Annotated in this window: 13 protein-coding genes; 7 read left to right on the top strand and 6 right to left on the bottom strand. The window is 70.1% G+C overall.

Translation table 11 applies throughout. The annotated features are described in order from the left end of the window. The first annotated feature begins 38 nt into the window (after positions 1–38). Positions 39–476 carry a 30S ribosome-binding factor RbfA gene (gene rbfA / locus DO944_RS11170; protein WP_071919310.1) on the top strand — a complete coding sequence of 146 codons (438 nt, stop codon included), beginning with the start codon at positions 39–41 and terminating at the stop codon, positions 474–476. Between the two features lie 43 nt (positions 477–519). On the opposite strand, the gene DO944_RS11165 is transcribed toward rbfA, so the two are convergent. Genes DO944_RS11165 through DO944_RS11155 form a run of 3 tightly spaced genes read right to left on the bottom strand, consistent with a single transcriptional unit; the run spans position 520 to position 4,801 of the window. Next, complete coding sequence (locus DO944_RS11165; protein ID WP_112617237.1) at positions 520–1,386, bottom strand: A/G-specific adenine glycosylase; 867 nt, start codon at positions 1,384–1,386, stop codon at positions 520–522. A 9-nt stretch (positions 1,387–1,395) separates the two neighbouring features. Then, on the bottom strand, positions 1,396–3,786 hold the full coding sequence (locus tag DO944_RS11160) for a glycosyl hydrolase family 95 catalytic domain-containing protein (RefSeq protein WP_181574222.1): 2,391 nt from the start codon (positions 3,784–3,786) through the stop codon (positions 1,396–1,398). Positions 3,787–3,799: 13 nt separating this feature from the next. Beyond that, a complete protein-coding gene (locus DO944_RS11155) occupies positions 3,800–4,801 on the bottom strand; it encodes a LacI family DNA-binding transcriptional regulator (RefSeq protein WP_112617235.1) in 1,002 nt (333 codons plus the stop codon). A gap of 259 nt (positions 4,802–5,060) precedes the next feature. On the opposite strand from DO944_RS11155, the gene DO944_RS11150 reads away from it, so the two are divergent. From DO944_RS11150 to DO944_RS11130, 5 genes are all read left to right on the top strand, one after another. Then, positions 5,061–6,338, top strand: coding sequence for an ABC transporter substrate-binding protein (locus DO944_RS11150; RefSeq protein WP_220118337.1), 1,278 nt, complete (start codon positions 5,061–5,063; stop codon positions 6,336–6,338). Positions 6,339–6,399: 61 nt separating this feature from the next. After that, complete coding sequence (locus DO944_RS11145; RefSeq protein WP_112617233.1) at positions 6,400–7,371, top strand: carbohydrate ABC transporter permease; 972 nt, start codon at positions 6,400–6,402, stop codon at positions 7,369–7,371. After that, the gene (locus DO944_RS11140; protein WP_112617566.1) at positions 7,371–8,282 is read left to right on the top strand and encodes a carbohydrate ABC transporter permease; all 912 of its coding nucleotides are present in this window, start codon (positions 7,371–7,373) and stop codon (positions 8,280–8,282) included. The genes DO944_RS11145 and DO944_RS11140 overlap by 1 nt, the downstream gene beginning before the upstream one ends. Then, on the top strand, positions 8,279–9,058 hold the full coding sequence (locus DO944_RS11135; RefSeq protein ID WP_112617232.1) for a ThuA domain-containing protein: 780 nt from the start codon (positions 8,279–8,281) through the stop codon (positions 9,056–9,058). The genes DO944_RS11140 and DO944_RS11135 overlap by 4 nt, the downstream gene beginning before the upstream one ends. Continuing rightward, the gene (locus tag DO944_RS11130) at positions 9,055–10,143 is read left to right on the top strand and encodes a Gfo/Idh/MocA family protein (protein ID WP_181574221.1); all 1,089 of its coding nucleotides are present in this window, start codon (positions 9,055–9,057) and stop codon (positions 10,141–10,143) included. The genes DO944_RS11135 and DO944_RS11130 overlap by 4 nt, the downstream gene beginning before the upstream one ends. Positions 10,144–10,284: 141 nt before the next feature. On the opposite strand, the gene DO944_RS11125 is transcribed toward DO944_RS11130, so the two are convergent. From DO944_RS11125 to DO944_RS11115, 3 genes are all read right to left on the bottom strand, one after another. Beyond that, complete coding sequence (locus tag DO944_RS11125) at positions 10,285–11,727, bottom strand: HNH endonuclease signature motif containing protein (RefSeq protein ID WP_258524688.1); 1,443 nt, start codon at positions 11,725–11,727, stop codon at positions 10,285–10,287. Positions 11,728–11,801: 74 nt separating this feature from the next. Beyond that, entirely contained in the window at positions 11,802–13,091 is a 1,290-nt protein-coding gene (locus DO944_RS11120; protein WP_258524687.1) for a glycoside hydrolase family 27 protein, read from the bottom strand. Beyond that, positions 13,088–15,313 (bottom strand): alpha-galactosidase, encoded by a 2,226-nt coding sequence (locus tag DO944_RS11115; RefSeq protein WP_112617228.1) that lies wholly within the window; start codon positions 15,311–15,313, stop codon positions 13,088–13,090. Before DO944_RS11115 ends, DO944_RS11120 begins: the two co-directional genes overlap by 4 nt. 76 nt (positions 15,314–15,389) lie before the next feature. On the opposite strand from DO944_RS11115, the gene DO944_RS11110 reads away from it, so the two are divergent. After that, positions 15,390–17,213, top strand: coding sequence for a beta-L-arabinofuranosidase domain-containing protein (locus DO944_RS11110; RefSeq protein WP_112617227.1), 1,824 nt, complete (start codon positions 15,390–15,392; stop codon positions 17,211–17,213). The last annotated feature ends 20 nt before the right edge of the window (positions 17,214–17,233 follow it).

Below are 17,233 nucleotides of genomic sequence, written 5' to 3'. Positions count from 1 at the left end.
GTCCGCCGACGAGCGGGCCTGAGTAGGGAGAAGAAGGTATGTCTAGCGAACGTCAGTCGCGTCTGGCCGATCGCATCCGCGTGCTCGTCGCGGAGCGGCTCGAGAAGGGCCTGCGCGACCCGCGCCTCGGCTTCGTGACCATCACCGACGTGCGTGTGACGGGTGACCTGCAGCACGCGTCGGTGTTCTACACCGTGTACGGCTCCGACCAGGAGCGAGCCGACTCGGCCGACGCCCTGCGCGCGGCGACGGGCATGCTCCGCAGCGAGGTCGGTCGCAAGCTCGGCGTGCGGGTGACCCCCACGCTCGAGTTCATCCTCGATGCCATCCCCGAGAACGCGGGTCACATCGAGCACCTGCTGCGCGAGGCGCGCGAGCGGGATGCCGCCACCGCGGCCACCGCGACGGGCGCGAGCTACGCGGGAGAAGCCGACCCCTACGTCAAGCCTCGCGAGGCCGACGAGGACGAGGACTGAGAAGAGGGATGCCGCGCTGCCGCGGCATCCCTCTTCCGTCTCGTCACCGGGGGAGGCGCAGCCGGCCGTCGACGGCTTCGACGAGGCCGTCTGAGACGAGCGAGTCGATCGCGCGGTCACGCTGAGCGGCGTCGGGCCAGTCGCCGATGACGTCCTCGGCGGCGACGTCGTGCGTCGTCGCAGCGCGCAGGACTCCGAGGATCGCGCCTCGTGCCTGCCGGTCGCTGCCCTCGTACCGCGCCTGCTTCACGCGGGTGTCGCCGGTGTCGGGATAGCCGGCGGCGCGCCACGCGCAACGGTCGGCCAGCGGGCACGCAGCGCACCTCGGTACTCGGGCTGTGCACACGAGCGCTCCCAGCTCCATCGCCGCCGCGTTCACGACGGCCGATGCGGCGATGTCGTGGGGCAGGATCTCGGTCATGTCGGCGAGGTCGCGCTTCGCCGCCGGCCCGGGCTGCGAACGCCCCTGCACGGCTCTCGCCAGGACGCGGCGAGTGTTCGTGTCGACGACCGGATGCCGGTCGCCGTACGCGAAGACGGCGACGGCACGCGCGGTGTAGTCGCCGATGCCGGTCAGCGCGAGCAAGTCGTCGACGTCGCGGGGGACGACGCCGGCGTGGCGGTCGCGGATCTCGACGGCGGCACGGTGCAGCCAGAGCGCGCGCCGCGGATAGCCCAGGTTGGCCCATTGCCGGACCGCGTCGGCTGGGGCCGCGGCGGCGAGATCCGCCGGTGTCGGCCATCGCTCGAGCCACGCCTCCAGCAGGGGGATCACCCGGGCGACGGGGGTCTGCTGCAGCATGAACTCACTGACGAGGGTTCCCCAAGCCCCGAATCCCGGGCGTCGCCACGGGAGATCGCGCGCGTTGTCGCGGTACCACGCGATGAGCGGGGAGGCGAGGTCGGGCATCCGATCAGCCTACGATGTCGTGGCTGTGCTCCTCCGTCGCGGGGTGCGCCGCAGTCTCAGGGTGACGGGCTCATCTAGCAGCTCGACGACGCGCGCGCTGCCGTCTGCGTCGCCCTGCTCGTCCCACCACGTGAACCCCGAGCCGGAATGCACCATCATGGTTCCCGCCGGACACAGCCACGAGGCTGCGGGGAGTCTGCGCAACTCGACCGTCGCCGATGCCTCATCCCACGCCAGGCGGTCGATCACGATGCCGCCGCGCGCGCGGAGGCCCGTGACCTCGCCACGCGGCCACCGTGCCGGAAGCGCGGGCAGCAGATGGAGGGAGCCCATCGTCGACCGAGTGAGCATCGACGCGACGACGGCGGGCAGCGCTCCGCTGGCGTCGAGGTTGAAGATGCTGTCGGCGTCGTGGGTCGTCGTGAGCGACGGCCGCCAATGCAGGAGTGCGAGCCATTCGACGCAGCGCACCGCCGCCTCCGCATCGCCGAGAGCGGCAGCAGCCTGACCGAGCTGCCCGAGCCCGAACGCCATCTCCATCCGGCCCGGCGGGGGAGCGGGATCGTGCGCACGCCAGGCGATCTTCGCGTCGATCGTCCGACGAGCGGCCTCGCGCAGCGCGGCGGCCGAGGGGCTGTCAGCGGCGAACATCTCGTCGGGGTCGTACCAGAGCGGGTACAGCTGCGAGACGTGTCGGTGCGCGATGTTCTCCGGTAACGCCGGATCGAGCCACTCGGCCAGCGTCCCGTCGGGTGCGACCGCCAGGTCGGGGAGGCTGTTCGCCAGCGCGTCCCACCGCTCCTCGAGCGAGCCGTCTGCCCGGGCTCGACCGAGCAGACGGGCCGCGCGGGCGGCGTCGCGGTAGGCGGCGACATCGACGGCGGCGTCGACCGCGAGCGGCGTCGCCCACCCGGCCGGAGTGTTCTCGGGTGAATAGCTCGGTGAGAAATGGCGGATGCCGTCGACGACGACCGTCGCGGTCTCACCGAAGGACAGCACGCCCTCGACGAGCTCCCAGAGGCGATCGTCCACGATCGAGCGGTCGCCCGTGAGCGCCAAGACGTCGGCCGCGATCCGGAGGATCCAAGGGCCGGCGCCGGCCCAGAAGACGTGCGGGTAGGCGCGGTCGACATGGTTGGCGATGCCGTGCGTCGACATGCGCGAGGGGAGCAGCATCCCGTCGGCGCCGTAGATCCGCCGCGCATTCTCCCGGTAGTCGTCGAGGTGCGGAAGGACGAGCCCGAGGAGCGAGAGCGCGAGCTCGGGTGTTCCCGTCACGCCCACGCCGGCAAGGGCCCCGTTCTGCACGTTGCCGTTCATCGTGTAGTCGGCCGACCATGCCGGCCTCCAGGTGCCCTGCCAGACGCCCTGGAGGGTCGGCGGCAGCTCTCCGGCCGACGAGATGATGTTCGACCGGCCCGAAACATAGGCGATCTCGATCGCGCGACGGACGGCGTCGGCGCTTCCCGATCGGGCGTCCCGCCACAGCTCACCGGTCGTCGCCGTGCCCACGCCGGGTGCGACGTCGAGGTCGAGCAGCGATGAGGTGACCAGGGAGCCGTGATCGCGCTCCTGCGAGCGGAGCCGGTCGTCCCAGTCGGCAGCGCGCGCGGGAGCGAATGGCTGCCCCACGACCGACAGATCGACGCGCACCGTCCGCCTCACCCCCGCGGGTACGAGCACGCGAGCCTCGAGCGCGTCCGCATCCTCCCGCCAGGCGACGCCGGGCTCGGGGATCGCCGCGGTCACGGTGGCGAGGAGTCGACCGGCGACGTCGACGATCTCGAGGCATCCGGTGTCGCCCGCGCGCAGGCGCCCCGTGACGGTTCCGGTGTAATCGGGGGCGAACGACGCGGCGGGGGTGTCGTCGACGGGAGCGAGTGCCAGGCGGATCCGCATCTCGGTGTCGGCGTCGGCTTCGAGGGCGAGCTCGATCGTGTCGGTGTCACGCGGGGCGACGATGCTGACCCGATGGGACGCGCCGGAGTCGTCGCGACAGGCGACGCTCGCCACGCCACGCACGAGGTCGATCTCGCGCGTCTCGGTCGAGCATCCGCCCGTCGTCGCCACCGTCAGCGAGCCGCACAGCGCGAGCGGGTCGGTCCAGACGAGCTCGGCGAACCCGGCGTCGGTCAGTGCGGCGTCGAAGATCTCGGCGGCCAGCGCCGGGTTGCCGCTCCCGAGGGCCGCCCGCAACCGCGGCAGGGCGGGATGCAGCCGGGGTGCCGGTGGCCGCGGGTTCGCGGGCAGGAAGAACCTCTCGTGGGCCATCGAGATGCGCAGCTGGTCGCCGGGTCCGTGGACGACGGCGCCGACACGACCGCTTCCGACGATGAGGCCGTGCTCCCACGACTCGGCGGGCTCCGTGCTGCGGAAGACCAGATCCGGGCCGGCTTTCACGAGCGCGCCGAGGTCACAGCGATTCCCGGTGCACGAGCGAGGTGGGCAGCACCTGCACACGCTCGACGTCGTCCCCGCGGATGGCGCCCAGAAGCGTGTCGGCGGCAGCACGGCCCATCTCCTCGAGCGGTTGGCGCACGGTGGTCAGCGGGGGGTCGTTCGCTGCGGCGAGCAGGATGTCGTCGAAGCCGACGAGCGAGACGTCGGTGGGCACACGCCTACCGGCCGCTTGCAGCACGCGCGTGGCGCCTGCAGCCATGAGGTCGGAACAGGCGAACACCCCGTCGAGGGTCGGGACGCGCTGCAGCAGCCGGGCCATCGCCGCCGTGCCGCTGTCGAGGGTGAAGTCGCCGTGGACGATGGGTCCGGGCTCGATGCCGTGGCGCGCGAGCTCGTCGGTCCATCCGCGGGTGCGCTCGCGCGCCTGCTCCATGTCGAGGGGGCCCGTGATGATGCCGATGTTGCGGCGCCCATGCTCGACCAGCGCCCGCGCCGCGAGGACCCCGCCGCCGTAGTTGTCCGAGTCGATCACGATCGGGTCGGGGCCGATCTCGCCACGTGGACGACCGACCCACGCGATGGGCACCGGCGAGTCGGCGAGCCGGTCGACGAGGTGGGTGATCTCGTGCTGGAGCACGACGATGGCGCCATCGAGTGCTCCAGATCGCAGGAACCGCGGGATGCGATCGAGGTCCTCGTGATCGGCGGGAAGCAGGACCGGTTGCACCTCGCCGGCAGAGAGGCCCTTGGCTGCGCCCTTCATGACCGCGGTGAAGAACGTGCCGCTCAGCCCGCCGAGCTCGTCGAAGGCGATGACGAGTCCGATCGCGCCGGCGCGCCCGCCGCGCAGCACGCGCGCGGCGAAGTTCGTCTCGTAGCCCAGGCGCGCGGCCTCGCGGCCGACGGCGGCCGCCATCGCCGGGTCGACGTTCGTCGCTCCGGCCAGGACGCGCGCTGCCGTAGCGCGTGAGACGCCGGCCGCGCGGGCAACGTCGACGATGGTCGGTCGAGACATGGCTCCCTCTTCCTAGGTCGGGTTCAGCGAGCGAAAGATCGTTCTCTGACGCGATGATCTTCGCACGACAGCAGCCGCTGCGCGCAACCCATCCGTTCATGGTCCCGGTCTTGGAGTGCGTGTGACGAAACTGGCGGATGCCGCGGCTTGCCAGCTGTTCGATCTCGGGATACTGTTTCCCGGCATGAGAGAACGATCTCTCAGTGGGGTATCTGATCGCCCCGCGCACATCACATGTCCCCAAAGAAGAGGAGCAGTTGTGAATCGTCGCAGACTGGCCCTGCCCGTCGCCGCTCTCGGCGTCGTCGCGATCGCGATGACCGCGTGCACGTCCGGTGGATCGGGCGGCGGGTCGGACGACCCGAACGCCGAGTTCGAGTTCTGGTCGTTCACGGGAATCGGGCAGCAGGACTCCGTCAACCAGTACCTCGAGCAGAACCCGGACGCGAAGGTGAAGCTGTCGGAGGTCGGCAGCACCGCCGAGACCGCGACCGCGCTCACCGCGGCCCTGGCCGGCGGACGCGTCCCCGACCTCGTCATGATCCAGAACGACGAGTTGCCGAAATTCATCGAGAACCCCGGGAACTTCATCGACCTCCGCACGCTGGGCGGCGACGACATCGGCGACGGCTACCTCGACTGGGCCATCGCCGAGGCGACGGGTGAGGATGGCTCGATCATCGGCATCCCGACCGACATCGGCGGGCTCGGCTTCGCCTACCGCGCAGACCTCTTCGAGGCGGCAGGACTGCCGACCGACCCGGACGAGGTCGCCGAGATGTGGTCGACGTGGGACGGCTTCATCGAGATGGGCAAGAAATACACGGCCGCGACCGGAGAGCCCTTCGTCGACAACGTCGAGACGAGCGTCTTCTTCTCGACCGTGAACCAGGTCACCGAGAAGTACTACACACCGGACGGCGAGCTCATCTTCGACACCAACCCGCAGGTGGAGGAGGCGTTCGACGTCGCGGTGCGCACCTACGAGGCGGGCATCAGCGCCGGCATCGCCGCCTGGTCGTCGGGCTGGGCTCCGGGCAAGGCGAACGGCGCGTTCGCGGTCAGCACTGCGCCCTCCTGGATGCTGTCCGGCTACAAGAACGACGCTCCCGACACCGAGGGGCTCTGGCGAGTCGCCGCGATCCCCGGCGTCGGCGGCAACTGGGGTGGCAGCGTCATCGCGATCCCCGCCCGCGCGAAGAACCCGCAGGCCGCGTGGAAGTACATCGAGACGATGCTCTCGCCGGAAGGACAAACGGCGCACTTCGCCCGCACCGGCACGTTCCCGGCGGCCAAGAGCGCTCTCGAGAGCAGCGAGGTGACCGGCTACACCGATCCCTTCTTCGGGGACTCCCGGATCGGCGAGGTCATCAGCAACTCGGTGCTGAAGTTCCAGTCCTTCCACAACGGGCCGGACACGAGCGCGATCGGGGCGGCGCTGCTCAATGCCCTCGTCGACATGGAAGCGGGCAACGTCGCGCCGCGCGACGCGTGGCAGACCGGCGTCGACAGCGCCCGGGCCGCGATCGGCGGTTGACCTTACCCGCTCGGTGGTGGTCCGCCCGTGGGCGGGCCACCACCCTCATCGAGGACGCATCATGACCGCGACAGCCACCGCCACCGCCATCACCATCGACAAGAAGACCGCTCGGCGCGAGCGTCCGCCGAGACGCGCCATCCGCCAGCCGCTCGCGGAGCGCATCGCGCCGTACATCTACATCGCCCCGTTCTTCGTGATCTTCCTGATCTTCGGGCTGTTCCCCCTGCTGTTCACGTTCTACGTGGCCTTGTTCGACTGGAACCCGATCGGGGAGCAGACGTTCGTCGGTCTGGCGAACTTCGAGCGGCTCGTCCAGGACTCCCGGTTCTGGAACGCGTTCGTGAACACCTTCGGGATCTTCCTCATCTCCACGATCCCGCAGCTGCTGCTGGCGCTCGGCCTCGCGCACCTGCTGAACCACGCCACCCTCAAGATGGCGAACTTCTTCCGCATGGCGCTGCTGGTGCCCTACATCACCTCGGTCGCCGCGACCGCCCTCGTCTTCGCGCAGATCTTCGATAAGAACTTCGGGCTCATCAATTGGGTGCTCGACCTCTTCGGCATCCCGGCGGTGAACTTCCTGTCGTCTCAGGTCGGCTCGTGGATCGTCATCTCGTCGATGGTGATGTGGCGATGGTTCGGATACAACACGCTGCTCTACCTCGCCGGGCTGCAGGCGCTCCCGCGCGAAATGTACGAAGCGGCCTCGGTCGACGGCGCGTCCGGCTGGCAGCAGTTCATCCACCTGACGATCCCGTCGCTGCGGCCCATCATCATCTTCACCGTCATCATGTCGACCATCGGCGGGCTGCAGATCTTCACGGAGCCCCTGCTGGTGGCTCCCGAGTCGGGGCTGACCTGCGGCGGCGGGCGACAGTGCCAGACCCTCGCGCTGTTCCTCTACGAGCAGGGCTTCGGCCAGTTCGAGTTCGGTTACGGCTCGGCGATCGGTGTCGCCCTCTTCGTCGTGGTCGTCGTGGTCTCGGCGATCAACTTCTTCCTGACCACCCGCACCCGAAAGGCCCGATGATGTCCGACGCCGTCGACACAGCTGTGCCGCGTCCCCTCGATCCGACCGCGCTGAGCGCGCCCCGCAAGCGTCCGCGGCGCGGAGGCGGGCGCGTCGGCCGCGTGCCCTGGCCGGTCTACGTGCTGCTCGGGATCGCGGTCGTGATCAGCGTCTTCCCGCTGTACTACATGTTCGTGATCGCGTCGGTGGGTGCCTCCGCGGTCACCTCGATCCCGCCGCGCTTCTACCCGGGGCTCAACTTCTTCGACATCGCGACGAAGGTGTTCGACACGGTGCCGTTCTTCCAGTCGCTGCTGAACAGCGCGATCGTCTCGCTCTCGATCGCCGTCATCGCATCACTGCTGTGCGCGCTCGCCGGTTTCGCCTTCGCGAAGCTGCAGTTCCGGGGCCGCAACGCGCTCTTCGTCATCGTGCTGCTCACCATGACGGTGCCCGCTCAGCTGAGCGTCATCCCGCAGTACCTGATCATCTCGTGGCTGGACTGGGTCGACACCCTGCAGGCGATCATCGTCCCGGGGCTCGCCAGCGCGTTCGGCATCTTCTGGATGCGGCAGCACATGGCGACCACCCTCAACGACGAGCTCATGCACGCGGCCCGCATCGACGGGGCGAACAGCTGGCAGATCTTCTGGCGCATCGGGTTCCCGGTCGTGCGGCCGGCGGCCTTCGTGCTCGGCCTCATCACGTTCACCTCGGTGTGGAACGACTTCATGTGGCCGTTCATCGTGCTGAAGTCGCCCGAGCTGTTCACGGTGCAGATCGCCCTGAAGCAGCTGCAGGCGAACCGGTCGATCGACCTGGCGCTGACGATGGGCGGGTCGTTCCTGGCAACCTTGCCGCTGCTCATCGTCTTCTTCGTCGTCGGGCGCCGCATGGTGGCGGGCATCATGGACGGGGCGTTCAAGGGGTGACGGGCACGACATCCACCCCCATCCGCGTGCTGGTGTGGGGCGAGAACCATCACGAGAAGCATCACGGCATCCCGCGCGCCCTCTATCCCGAAACGATGCACGGGACCATCGCCGCGGGCCTGCGGCGACTGCTCGGCGACGCTGCCGTCGTCGAGACGGCGACGCTCGACGATCCGGAGCACGGGCTGAGCGAGGAGCGCCTCGCGCAGACGGATGTGCTGTTCTGGTGGGGGCACCTCCTGCACGACGAGGTCGACGACGTCGTGGTCGAGCGGGTCCATCGGCACGTGCTCGGCGGGCTCGGTTTCGTGGCGCTGCATTCGGCGCACTTCTCGAGGATCTTCATCCGTCTCATGGGGACGACCTGCGCGCTGCGCTGGCGGCAGGCGCATGACCGGGAGCTCGTGTGGACGGTCTCGCCGACGCATCCGATCGCCGCCGGCGTGCCGCAGCCGATCGTCATCCCCGAGCAGGAGATGTACGGCGAGTTCTTCGACGTGCCGCAGCCGGACGAGCTCGTCTTCGTCTCGAACTTCTCGGGCGGTGAGGTGTTCCGCTCGGGCATGACGTTCTTCCGCGGTCACGGGCGGGTGTTCTACTTCTCGCCAGGTGACCAGGACTATCCCGTCTACCATCAGCCCGAGATCCAGCTCGTCCTCGCGAACGCGGCGCGATGGGCTCGGAACGACCGCCCCCGCGCCGCCGCCCGTCTGGCGATGCATCGCACGGGGGAGTGGGACGTTCCGCGGGAGTGGGACGGCGAGGAGCAGTCGTGACGGGGCGCGCCCGTCGTGTCGTCGTCGTCGGGGCGGGAGCGATGGGGAAGGCGTGGATCGACACAGTCGCTCGTCGTCCTGATCTCGAGATCGTCGGGCTCGTCGACATCGTCGCCGACGCCGCGCGGGCCGCGGCAGTCGAGCGGGCGCTCGATGTCCCGAGCTTCGGCTCGGTCGATGACGCGCTCGACGCCCTCGACGTCGACCTCGTCGTCAACGTCACGATCCCGCAGGCGCATCTCGAGGTGAGCGCCGCGGCGCTGCGGGCGGGCGTTCCCGTCCTGAGCGAGAAGCCGGTGACGCCGACCGTGGCCGAGGCGCTGCTACTGTCCGCCGTCAGTGCGTCGACCGGAACCCTGATGGCGACGAGTCAGTCGCGTCGGCACTCCCGCGGGATCCGGGCGTTCCGCGACGCCCTGGCCAGCCTCGGCGGGGCCGAGCAGCTCGACGTCCGCTTCTTCCAGAACCCCCGGTTCGGAGGTTTCCGAGACGAGATGCCGTCGCCGTTGCTCGTGGACATGGCGATTCACCAGTTCGACCAAGCCCGGTACCTGCTCTCGAGTGAACCCGTGTCGGTCTTCTGCGAGGAGTTCTCGCCGAGCTGGAGCTGGTATCGCGGCGCCGCCGCGGCCGAGGCGATCTTCCGCTTCGCCGATGGACGTCGGTTCTCGTACTCCGGCAGCTGGTGCGCCGACGGTCTGACGACCTCGTGGAACGGCGACTGGCGGGGAAACGCTGCCCATGGATCCGCTGCCTGGGACGGAGAGACCGACGTCGTGATCCAGCCACGTGAGGGCGGCGCGCAGGCTGCTGTGCTGGCGGACGGGGCCGAGGGGCTGGATGCCGCCCTCGCCGAGTTCGTCGCAGCCCTCGACGGCGGTCCGGTGCCGTCCGGCGAGATCACGCGGAACATCGGCAGCCTCGCCATGGTCGAGGCTGCCGTGGCGTCCGCGGCCACCGGCGCCCCGGTCAGGTTCGACGACCTGTTCGAGCGGGCATCGGCGCGCGCGGAGGAACTCGCTCGCGCCGGCGGTTTCGATGACGCCGTCGGCAGACTCGGGAGCGACCCGCGCCGCGCGTCCTGACGGTCGGCCGAACGCGAGCAGACGCGTGTCGTCTTCCGGCGGCGCGACGCGGTCGCGGGCATGATGGACGGCGCTCTCGCGGTGTGACGGGCACGGCAACCACCCCCTCCCGCGGGCTGGTTCAGGGCGAAGACGATCCCGTCAGAACGGCGGAGCGGACCCCTGAGGCGCGTCGGGTCGCCCCAGTGATCGTGGTGGGGGAAACGCTCCGGGTGGTGCTTGATCGCCTCGGCGATCGGGTGGCTCGTCGATGGTGAAGGCGACGAGTGGTGGGGGTGCGTCTTCGCGGTAGACCCGCCCGGTAGGTGAGGTCCACACGAGCCGCCCACCCGGGAGTTGTCGGACATGCCATCGGGTGTGGTGTTTGACGTCGTGGTGTCTCTTGCAGAGGTTGGCGAGGTTGCACACGTGCGTGCCCCCGCCCTCGGATGCGGCGATCGTATGGTCCAACTCGCACCGGATGGCTGGTTGTCGGCATCCGGGGAACCGGCAGTGCCGGTCCCTCGCCCGCAGCAGCCGTACCATCGCGGCGGTGGGCCGGTATGCATCGCACTCCAGCACGGTCCCGGTGACCGGGTGGGTCAGCAACCGATCCCACGAAGTGGCGTTGCCGGCCAGTTCCCGTGCTGTGGCGGCATCGATGGGGGAGCGGCCGGCCAGATCAGCCGGGCCCTCGTCCTGTCCCATGAGCGTCAGTGCGGACACGGCGACTTGCACGTGTGCCCGGATCGCCCCGAGCGTTCCGTCGCCGTCACCGCTCGCGGTGGGGTCGAGGGCGGGTGTTCCGGCGAGGAGGAGGTCGCTGAACACGTCGGCGCGGACCTGGTCGATGGTGCGGGCATCGTCGATGAACGACGACCCGGCGCCCACTGCGCTCTCAGCATCGCTCTCCACATCCGCATCCGCGGCGTCAGCCTGGGCCCGCGCGTTGATGATCTCTCGCGCCTGCCGCGTCAGCCGGTCCACGATCCCGTCGGCGATCACGGTCGGCAGCGTCGCGATCAGGTCGGACATCCCGTCCGCCCCGGCCTGCACTCGCACGCACCGCCCCGCCGCGGCCTCCTCGTGCCGCTCCGTGAAACTGCGCGGGTGAATCCGCTCGGCGATCATCCGCAACGCGTCGCGCACCCGGTTCGGGGTCTCGCCCTCGCACCGTTCGATCGCGACTCGTTCGAACTCTGCCCGTTCCTCCGCGGGCACGAGACATCCGATCTCCTGGATCACCCGCACGTGCCCGCGGACGATGCGCCCGTCCTCCCACGCGGCCATCGTCACCGGGTAGTTCTCGACCAGATCCCGGGCTTCGTCGATCCGCCGTTGCAGTGTCCGGTCGGTCGCGACGAACACCCCGGCGAGCTCCGCTGCGATGCCACGCAGCGCCATCTCCCGTGCCTTGACCCGCTCCGCCGCCGCAGCCGCCTGCTTCTCGGCCAGCACGCCAGCTGCCGCGAGAACCCGAACCTCCCGAATCTGCGCCAACCGCGCAGCATCCGCCGCCCCCTCCGCATCCGCGACCAGCTGAGCGAGGACATCGACGTCGCCGTCGCTGCCCATCCCGCCACTAAGCTCGCCCTTCGAATGCATGTTCTAATGTTGCCACGGGCCTCCGACATCGCCCGTGACTTTCCACAGCCCGGCCCGCTCCGCTCGCCCGCCGGTCAGTCGAAGACCAGTAGACGCGTGCCGTGAGCCGGCACCGTCAGCGTGACGCGTCCGTCGGCGACCTCGACGCTCGTCCCGCTCCACACATCCGTGCACGAACCCGCCGTCCCCATGTCCGCGATCCCGAGCCCGAGCCCGAGGTCGGCGAGGTGAACGACGAGCTCCTGCTCATCGTCGCCGAGCCAGAACACCGCACGGTACTCGCGCGCGCCCGCGCGCGCGCTCCAAATGACCAGGTGTCCGTCGCGCACGATCTCGCGCGACTCCTCGCCGTCGCGCAGCGCGAGGACGCCGGGATTACGCAGCAGCGCGAGCGTCTCTGGCGGAGTGTCGGGCAGGTGGCCGCCCATCATGAGCGGTGAGCGCATCATGCTCCACAGCGTCATGACGGTGCGCTGCTCGTCGACCGACAGGCGGCTGAGACGGTCTTCGCCGACGTGTCCGCGCACGCCGATGCGTCCGAAAGGGAGCATGTCGGCATCCGCCCACGCACCGCGCCGCTGGAACGGCGCCCAGCGGGCGGCGCGCTGGAACTGTTCGACCACGTGCGCCCAGTCATCCCAGAAGTCGTCCGAGATCCGCCACATCTGGCCGTGTTCGCGCAGCGTCTCGAGGTGCGCGAGCGACAGTCGCTTGCCGGGCGACAGGCTCAGGACCATCGCCCGTCCCGACCGATCGATCGCGCGCGAGATCGCTGCGATCTCAGCGGTCTCGACGGGCGGGTAGAGCACATCGTCGAGCTTCACGAAGTCGACGCCCCAGGCGGCCAGCTGCGCCATGACCGAGTCGTAGTACTCCTGCGCACCGGGTGCCGTCATATCGACGCCGTAATTGTCGGGGTTCCACACGCAGACGTTCGAGCGGTCGGCGATCGAGTCGCACGTCGCGTCGGGGCGACCCGAGACGGGCAGAGCCGCATCCGCTGCGGCGCGCGGCACGCCCCGCATGAGGTGCACCCCGAAGCGCAGGCCGAGCTCGTGGACCCGGTCGGCGAGCGGCCGGAAGCTCCCGTCCGCCGCGGAGGGGAAGCGTCCCGGCGCGGGGAGCGGCCGGCCCCAGGCATCGAGCAGTGGCCGAGAGACCTCGCGATAGTCGTGCGCCCCCGGATCGGGTTCGTACCACTGGATGTCGACGACGATCGTGTCCCAGCCGAACGCGAGCAGGTGCTCCGCGACGTATTCGGCGTTCGCCAGCACCTCGGCCTCCGTCACGGACGACCCGAAGCAGTCCCAGCTGTTCCACCCCATCGGGGGACGGGATGCCGCGGCCCGGCGCGCGCCGATCACGGCGCTGCCACCGCCGCGAGGTGAACGACCGCCGCGCGGTCGGGGTGGAACGTGGGGAACTCCAGCCCCACCCGTGCGAGCACTGTACCCGCGATGACCGGGCCGTCACCCACACGCTCGCCGCCACCGTCACCGTCACCGCCGAGCCCCGGGCTCTCCCGAAGCCACGCCGGAACCTGCCAGGGTGGTCCGAAGGAGTCCGAGCCGCTCACCGACACCCGGTAGCTGCGGTCGGTCGACAAGCCGGGGAACCGCACACGGGCGATCGTGTCGGCCGAGGTCGTCGGCGTGACGATCGTGAAGAGCGCCTCCGACCCGTCGGGCGCGACCACGCCGCGCACCTGCGGAGCCGCGGCGTCGAGCTCACCCGAGCCGACGGTGCGCCCCGTCGCGATGAGGTGGCGGTGCCGGCGGTATCGTGCGATCCAGTCGCCGAGGACGCGCCGGTCGTGCTCGTCGAGATCGCGGATGTCCCACTCGATGCCGAAGTGGCCGAGGAAGGCGACGGCGCACCGGAACTGCAGGTCATGCGCGCGTCCCGTGACGCTCGACACGGGGGAGGCGACGTGCGATCCCATCATCTCCGGCGGCACCAGGAGTCCCGTCCAGCGCAGGATGCCGAAACGGTCGTGGGGGTCGTGGCTGTCGGAGGGATGGATCCGGTCAGTCCGTTCGAGGATCCCCAGGTCGACCCGCCCGCCGCCGGAGGCGCAGCTCTCGATCTCGAGGTCGGGATGGCGACGGCGGAGCTCGTCGATGAGGCGGTACACCGCGAGGGTCTGCTCGTGAACGGCGGGGGCGCCCGAGGCGGGGTGCCCGGCTGCGATGAGGTCGCGGTTGTGGTCCCACTTGAGGTAGCTCACGCCGATGTCCTCGATGAGCCCGTCGAGCACGCCCAGGATGTGGTCGAAAGCGGCCGGATGCGTGAGGTCGAGCACCTGCTGGAACCGCTGGCGCGGCGGCAGCTCGGGCCCCGCCCGAAGGATCCACTCGGGGTGCGCACGGGCGAGATCGGAGTCCTCGTTGATCATCTCCGGCTCGACCCAGAGCCCGAACTCCATGCCGAGAGAGCGCACCTCGTCGGCCAGTGGGCGGAGGCCGTCGGGCCACGCAATCGGGTCGGGCGCCCAGTCGCCGAGCCCCGCGCGGTCGTCATTGCGCCCCCGGAACCAGCCGTCGTCGAGGACGTAGCGCTCGACGCCGAGCTCGGCGGCGCGGGCCGCCAGATCGACGAGTACGCGGTGGTCGTGGTCGAAATACACCGCCTCCCAGACGTTCATCGTCACGGGGCGGGGGCGGCGCGACGAACGCGAGCGCTCACGCAGGTAGGAGTGGAAGCGCGCCGCAGCGCCGTCGAGTCCGCGCCCGTAGCTGCCGAACACCCAGGGGCCGGTGTACTCCTCGCCGGGCGTCAGCCGGATCTCGCCGGGAAGGATCGACTCGCCGCCCCGAAAGTGCAGGCGCCCGTCGGTGCGCTCGATCGTGTGCTCGTGGTCGCCGCTGAATCCGACGTGTCCGATCCATACCTCGCCGGATCCGGCGGAGAACCCCGGCGTGCCGACCGCCTGCACCAGCGTCGCGTCGAGACCGGTTCGGCCGCGCCGCGAGACGCGCGAGTTATCACCGCGGACGACCGGATGCCGCTGGGGGATGCGCTCGTGCCCCCATCGGCCGGTGAAGTCGAGCACCTCCTGCGCCCACGTCGGTATCGGAAGGGCGACGGCGAGGGACTGGATCTCGAGCGGTGCCGCCGCCTCGGTTGCGCCGGCGGTGTTCCGGACCCGAGCGCGGGAACGCACGAGGCCGTCTCGTGTGAGATCGATCTCTACACCGAGCTCAATCTCAGCAGCATCGTCGTGGAGGACTGCGTCGACCCGCCCCGCTCCGCCGGACGTCACGCCCGGTCCGGCCTCGGCGCCGTCGAGAGTCAGCGAGCGCAGCACGAACCGCGGCGCCCACCCCGAGCCGTCGCGATGTGCGGACAGCCCCGGGGCTCCGAACCACCCGCGGCTGTGCTCGGGCAGCACGCTCGCGCGGTACGGAACGTCGGAATCACCGGCCATCCCGTTCCGCTGCTCGGCCGCGACGAATGCGAGGAGGTCGGGCTCCGCTGACGTCACCGCCTCGCCCCAGTGGACGATCTCCGGCATCCCATCGTCCGCCGTTGCGATCACGACGGAGACGTCCTCGGCGTTGAGGTGGATCACGCGCATGGAATCCATGCTCCTATTCTGCTGACATCGCTCGGGCGGTACAGTCAGAGATCGATCTCAGCACATCGAAGGAGATGGCACAACCATGACCGCATCCGCCCTCGCGCCCGATGCCTCCCGGCTGCTCCCGGGGACCTATGATCGCCGGCGTCGCATCAATCGCGCGTACCTCGTGTCGCTCGACGAGCACGCTCTCGTGCAGAACCACCGCATCGAAGCGGGCATCGGCGATCAGGCCTGGCACCTGAAGCCGTCCGTCACACCGGGCGTCGAGAACGGCTGGGCACGTCATTGGGGCTGGGAGACGCCCGGCGCACTCTTGCGGGGCCATTTCGTGGGGCACTGGATGTCGGCCGCCGCGCGCGAGATCGCCGTCACCGGCGATCCGGTGCTGCGGGGCAAGCTGGCCGTCGTCCTCGACGAGCTCGAGGCGTGCCAGGATGCCGGCGCGGGCTGGGTGTTCGGCATTCCGCAGACGTTCCTGCGCCGGCTCGCCGAGGGGCGCGAGGTGTGGGCGCCGCAGTACAACATCCACAAGACCTTCATGGGTCTGGTGGACGTGTACCGAGACCTCGGCGACGAGCGAGCCCTGCGCATCGCCCACCGCGCTGCGGCGCTGATCGCGGAGTGGGCGCGGGAGTTCGAGCGCGACGAGTTCCAGGCCATCCTCGAGGTCGAGACGGGCGGCATGCTCGAGGTGTGGGCAGACCTCCTCGAGGCCACCGGCGACGACATGTATCGCGAGCTCCTCGACCGATACGACCACCGGTCGCTCTTCGACGGTCTGCTGGCGGGCGAGGACATGCTGACCAACATGCACGCGAACACGACCATCCCGGAGGTGCTCGGTGCCGCGCGGGCCTTCGAGGTCACGGGTGAGGAGCGCTGGCGACGCATCGTCGAGGCGTACTGGGACTGGGCCGTCACACGACGCGGAACCTTCTGCACGGGCGGACAGACCTCGGGTGAGATCTGGACGCCGCCGTTCGCCTTCGCCGCGCGACGGGGCACGAAGACCCAGGAGCACTGCGCCGTCTACAACATGATCCGGCTGGCCGACGTGCTGTTCCGATGGACGGGCGAGGCGTCGTACCTCGACTACATCGAGGCCAACCTCGTCAACGGCATCCTGGCGCAGCAGCATCCCGGCACCGGCATGGTGAGCTACTTCCTGCCGCTGCAGAGCGGAGCGCGCAAGGAATGGGGATCGCCCACCGAGGACTTCTGGTGCTGCCACGGCACGGTGGTGCAGGCGCACACGCGCCACTCGTCGCTGGCGGTGTACAGCGACGGCGAAGCCGTCACCGTCGCTCAGTACATCCCCGTCCGCGCCGACGTCGCCACGGCAGCAGGCCAGCTGGTCGTCGAGGTCCGCACGATCGACGACGCCCTCTACGTCGGTCCGGACGCGAACGCGGGCCCCGGCGGCCCGGCGCATCGGCCGCACGCCCTTCGGGTCTCGGTGGCGGTCGAGTCGCCGCCGACCGTTCGGGGCCGCGTCCGGATGCGTGTGCCCGCCTGGACCGCGGGCGAGGTGCACGTCCGGTCGGACGTCGCCGTGGTGCGGCGCGGCAGCTTCGTGGAGATCGATCATCCCGGTGGGCGCACCGAGATCGAACTCGGTTTCGGATTCGAGCTGCGGACGGTGCCGATCCCGGATGAGCCCGAGACCGTCGCCTTCGTCGAGGGCGCCGTGGTGCTCGCGGGTCTCGTCGACCGTGAGACGCCGCTCATCGGCGACAGCTCCGACCCGGCGACGCTGCTGGCTGCCGACGACGAGAGGCAGTGGTCGCAGTGGCTCACGCGATACCGCAGCGTCGGCGGCTCGGCCGGCATCCGATTCGTGCCGCTGAACGAGATCGTCGACGAGCGCTACGCCGTGTACTTCCCGGTCGTCGCGCCCGCGTGAGCCCCGTCGGTGGCGGCCTC

Origin of the sequence: Microbacterium sp. SMR1, assembly GCF_003289625.1 — a bacterium.
Taxonomy (GTDB): domain Bacteria; phylum Actinomycetota; class Actinomycetes; order Actinomycetales; family Microbacteriaceae; genus Microbacterium; species Microbacterium plantarum.
This window is presented reverse-complemented; position numbering and strand designations above follow the sequence as displayed.

Bases quoted from the DNA above. Each gene is read 5' to 3' on its own strand.
- DO944_RS11110 (WP_112617227.1), top strand. From the start codon at position 15,390: ATGACCGCATCCGCCCTCGCGCCCGATGCCTCCCGGCTGCTCCCGGGG.
- DO944_RS11165 (WP_112617237.1), bottom strand. From the start codon at position 1,386: ATGCCCGACCTCGCCTCCCCGCTCATCGCGTGGTACCGCGACAACGCG.
- rbfA (WP_071919310.1), top strand. From the start codon at position 39: ATGTCTAGCGAACGTCAGTCGCGTCTGGCCGATCGCATCCGCGTGCTC.
- DO944_RS11115 (WP_112617228.1), bottom strand. From the start codon at position 15,313: ATGGATTCCATGCGCGTGATCCACCTCAACGCCGAGGACGTCTCCGTC.
- DO944_RS11140 (WP_112617566.1), top strand. From the start codon at position 7,371: ATGTCCGACGCCGTCGACACAGCTGTGCCGCGTCCCCTCGATCCGACC.
- DO944_RS11125 (WP_258524688.1), bottom strand. From the start codon at position 11,727: ATGCATTCGAAGGGCGAGCTTAGTGGCGGGATGGGCAGCGACGGCGAC.
- DO944_RS11145 (WP_112617233.1), top strand. From the start codon at position 6,400: ATGACCGCGACAGCCACCGCCACCGCCATCACCATCGACAAGAAGACC.
- DO944_RS11155 (WP_112617235.1), bottom strand. From the start codon at position 4,801: ATGTCTCGACCGACCATCGTCGACGTTGCCCGCGCGGCCGGCGTCTCA.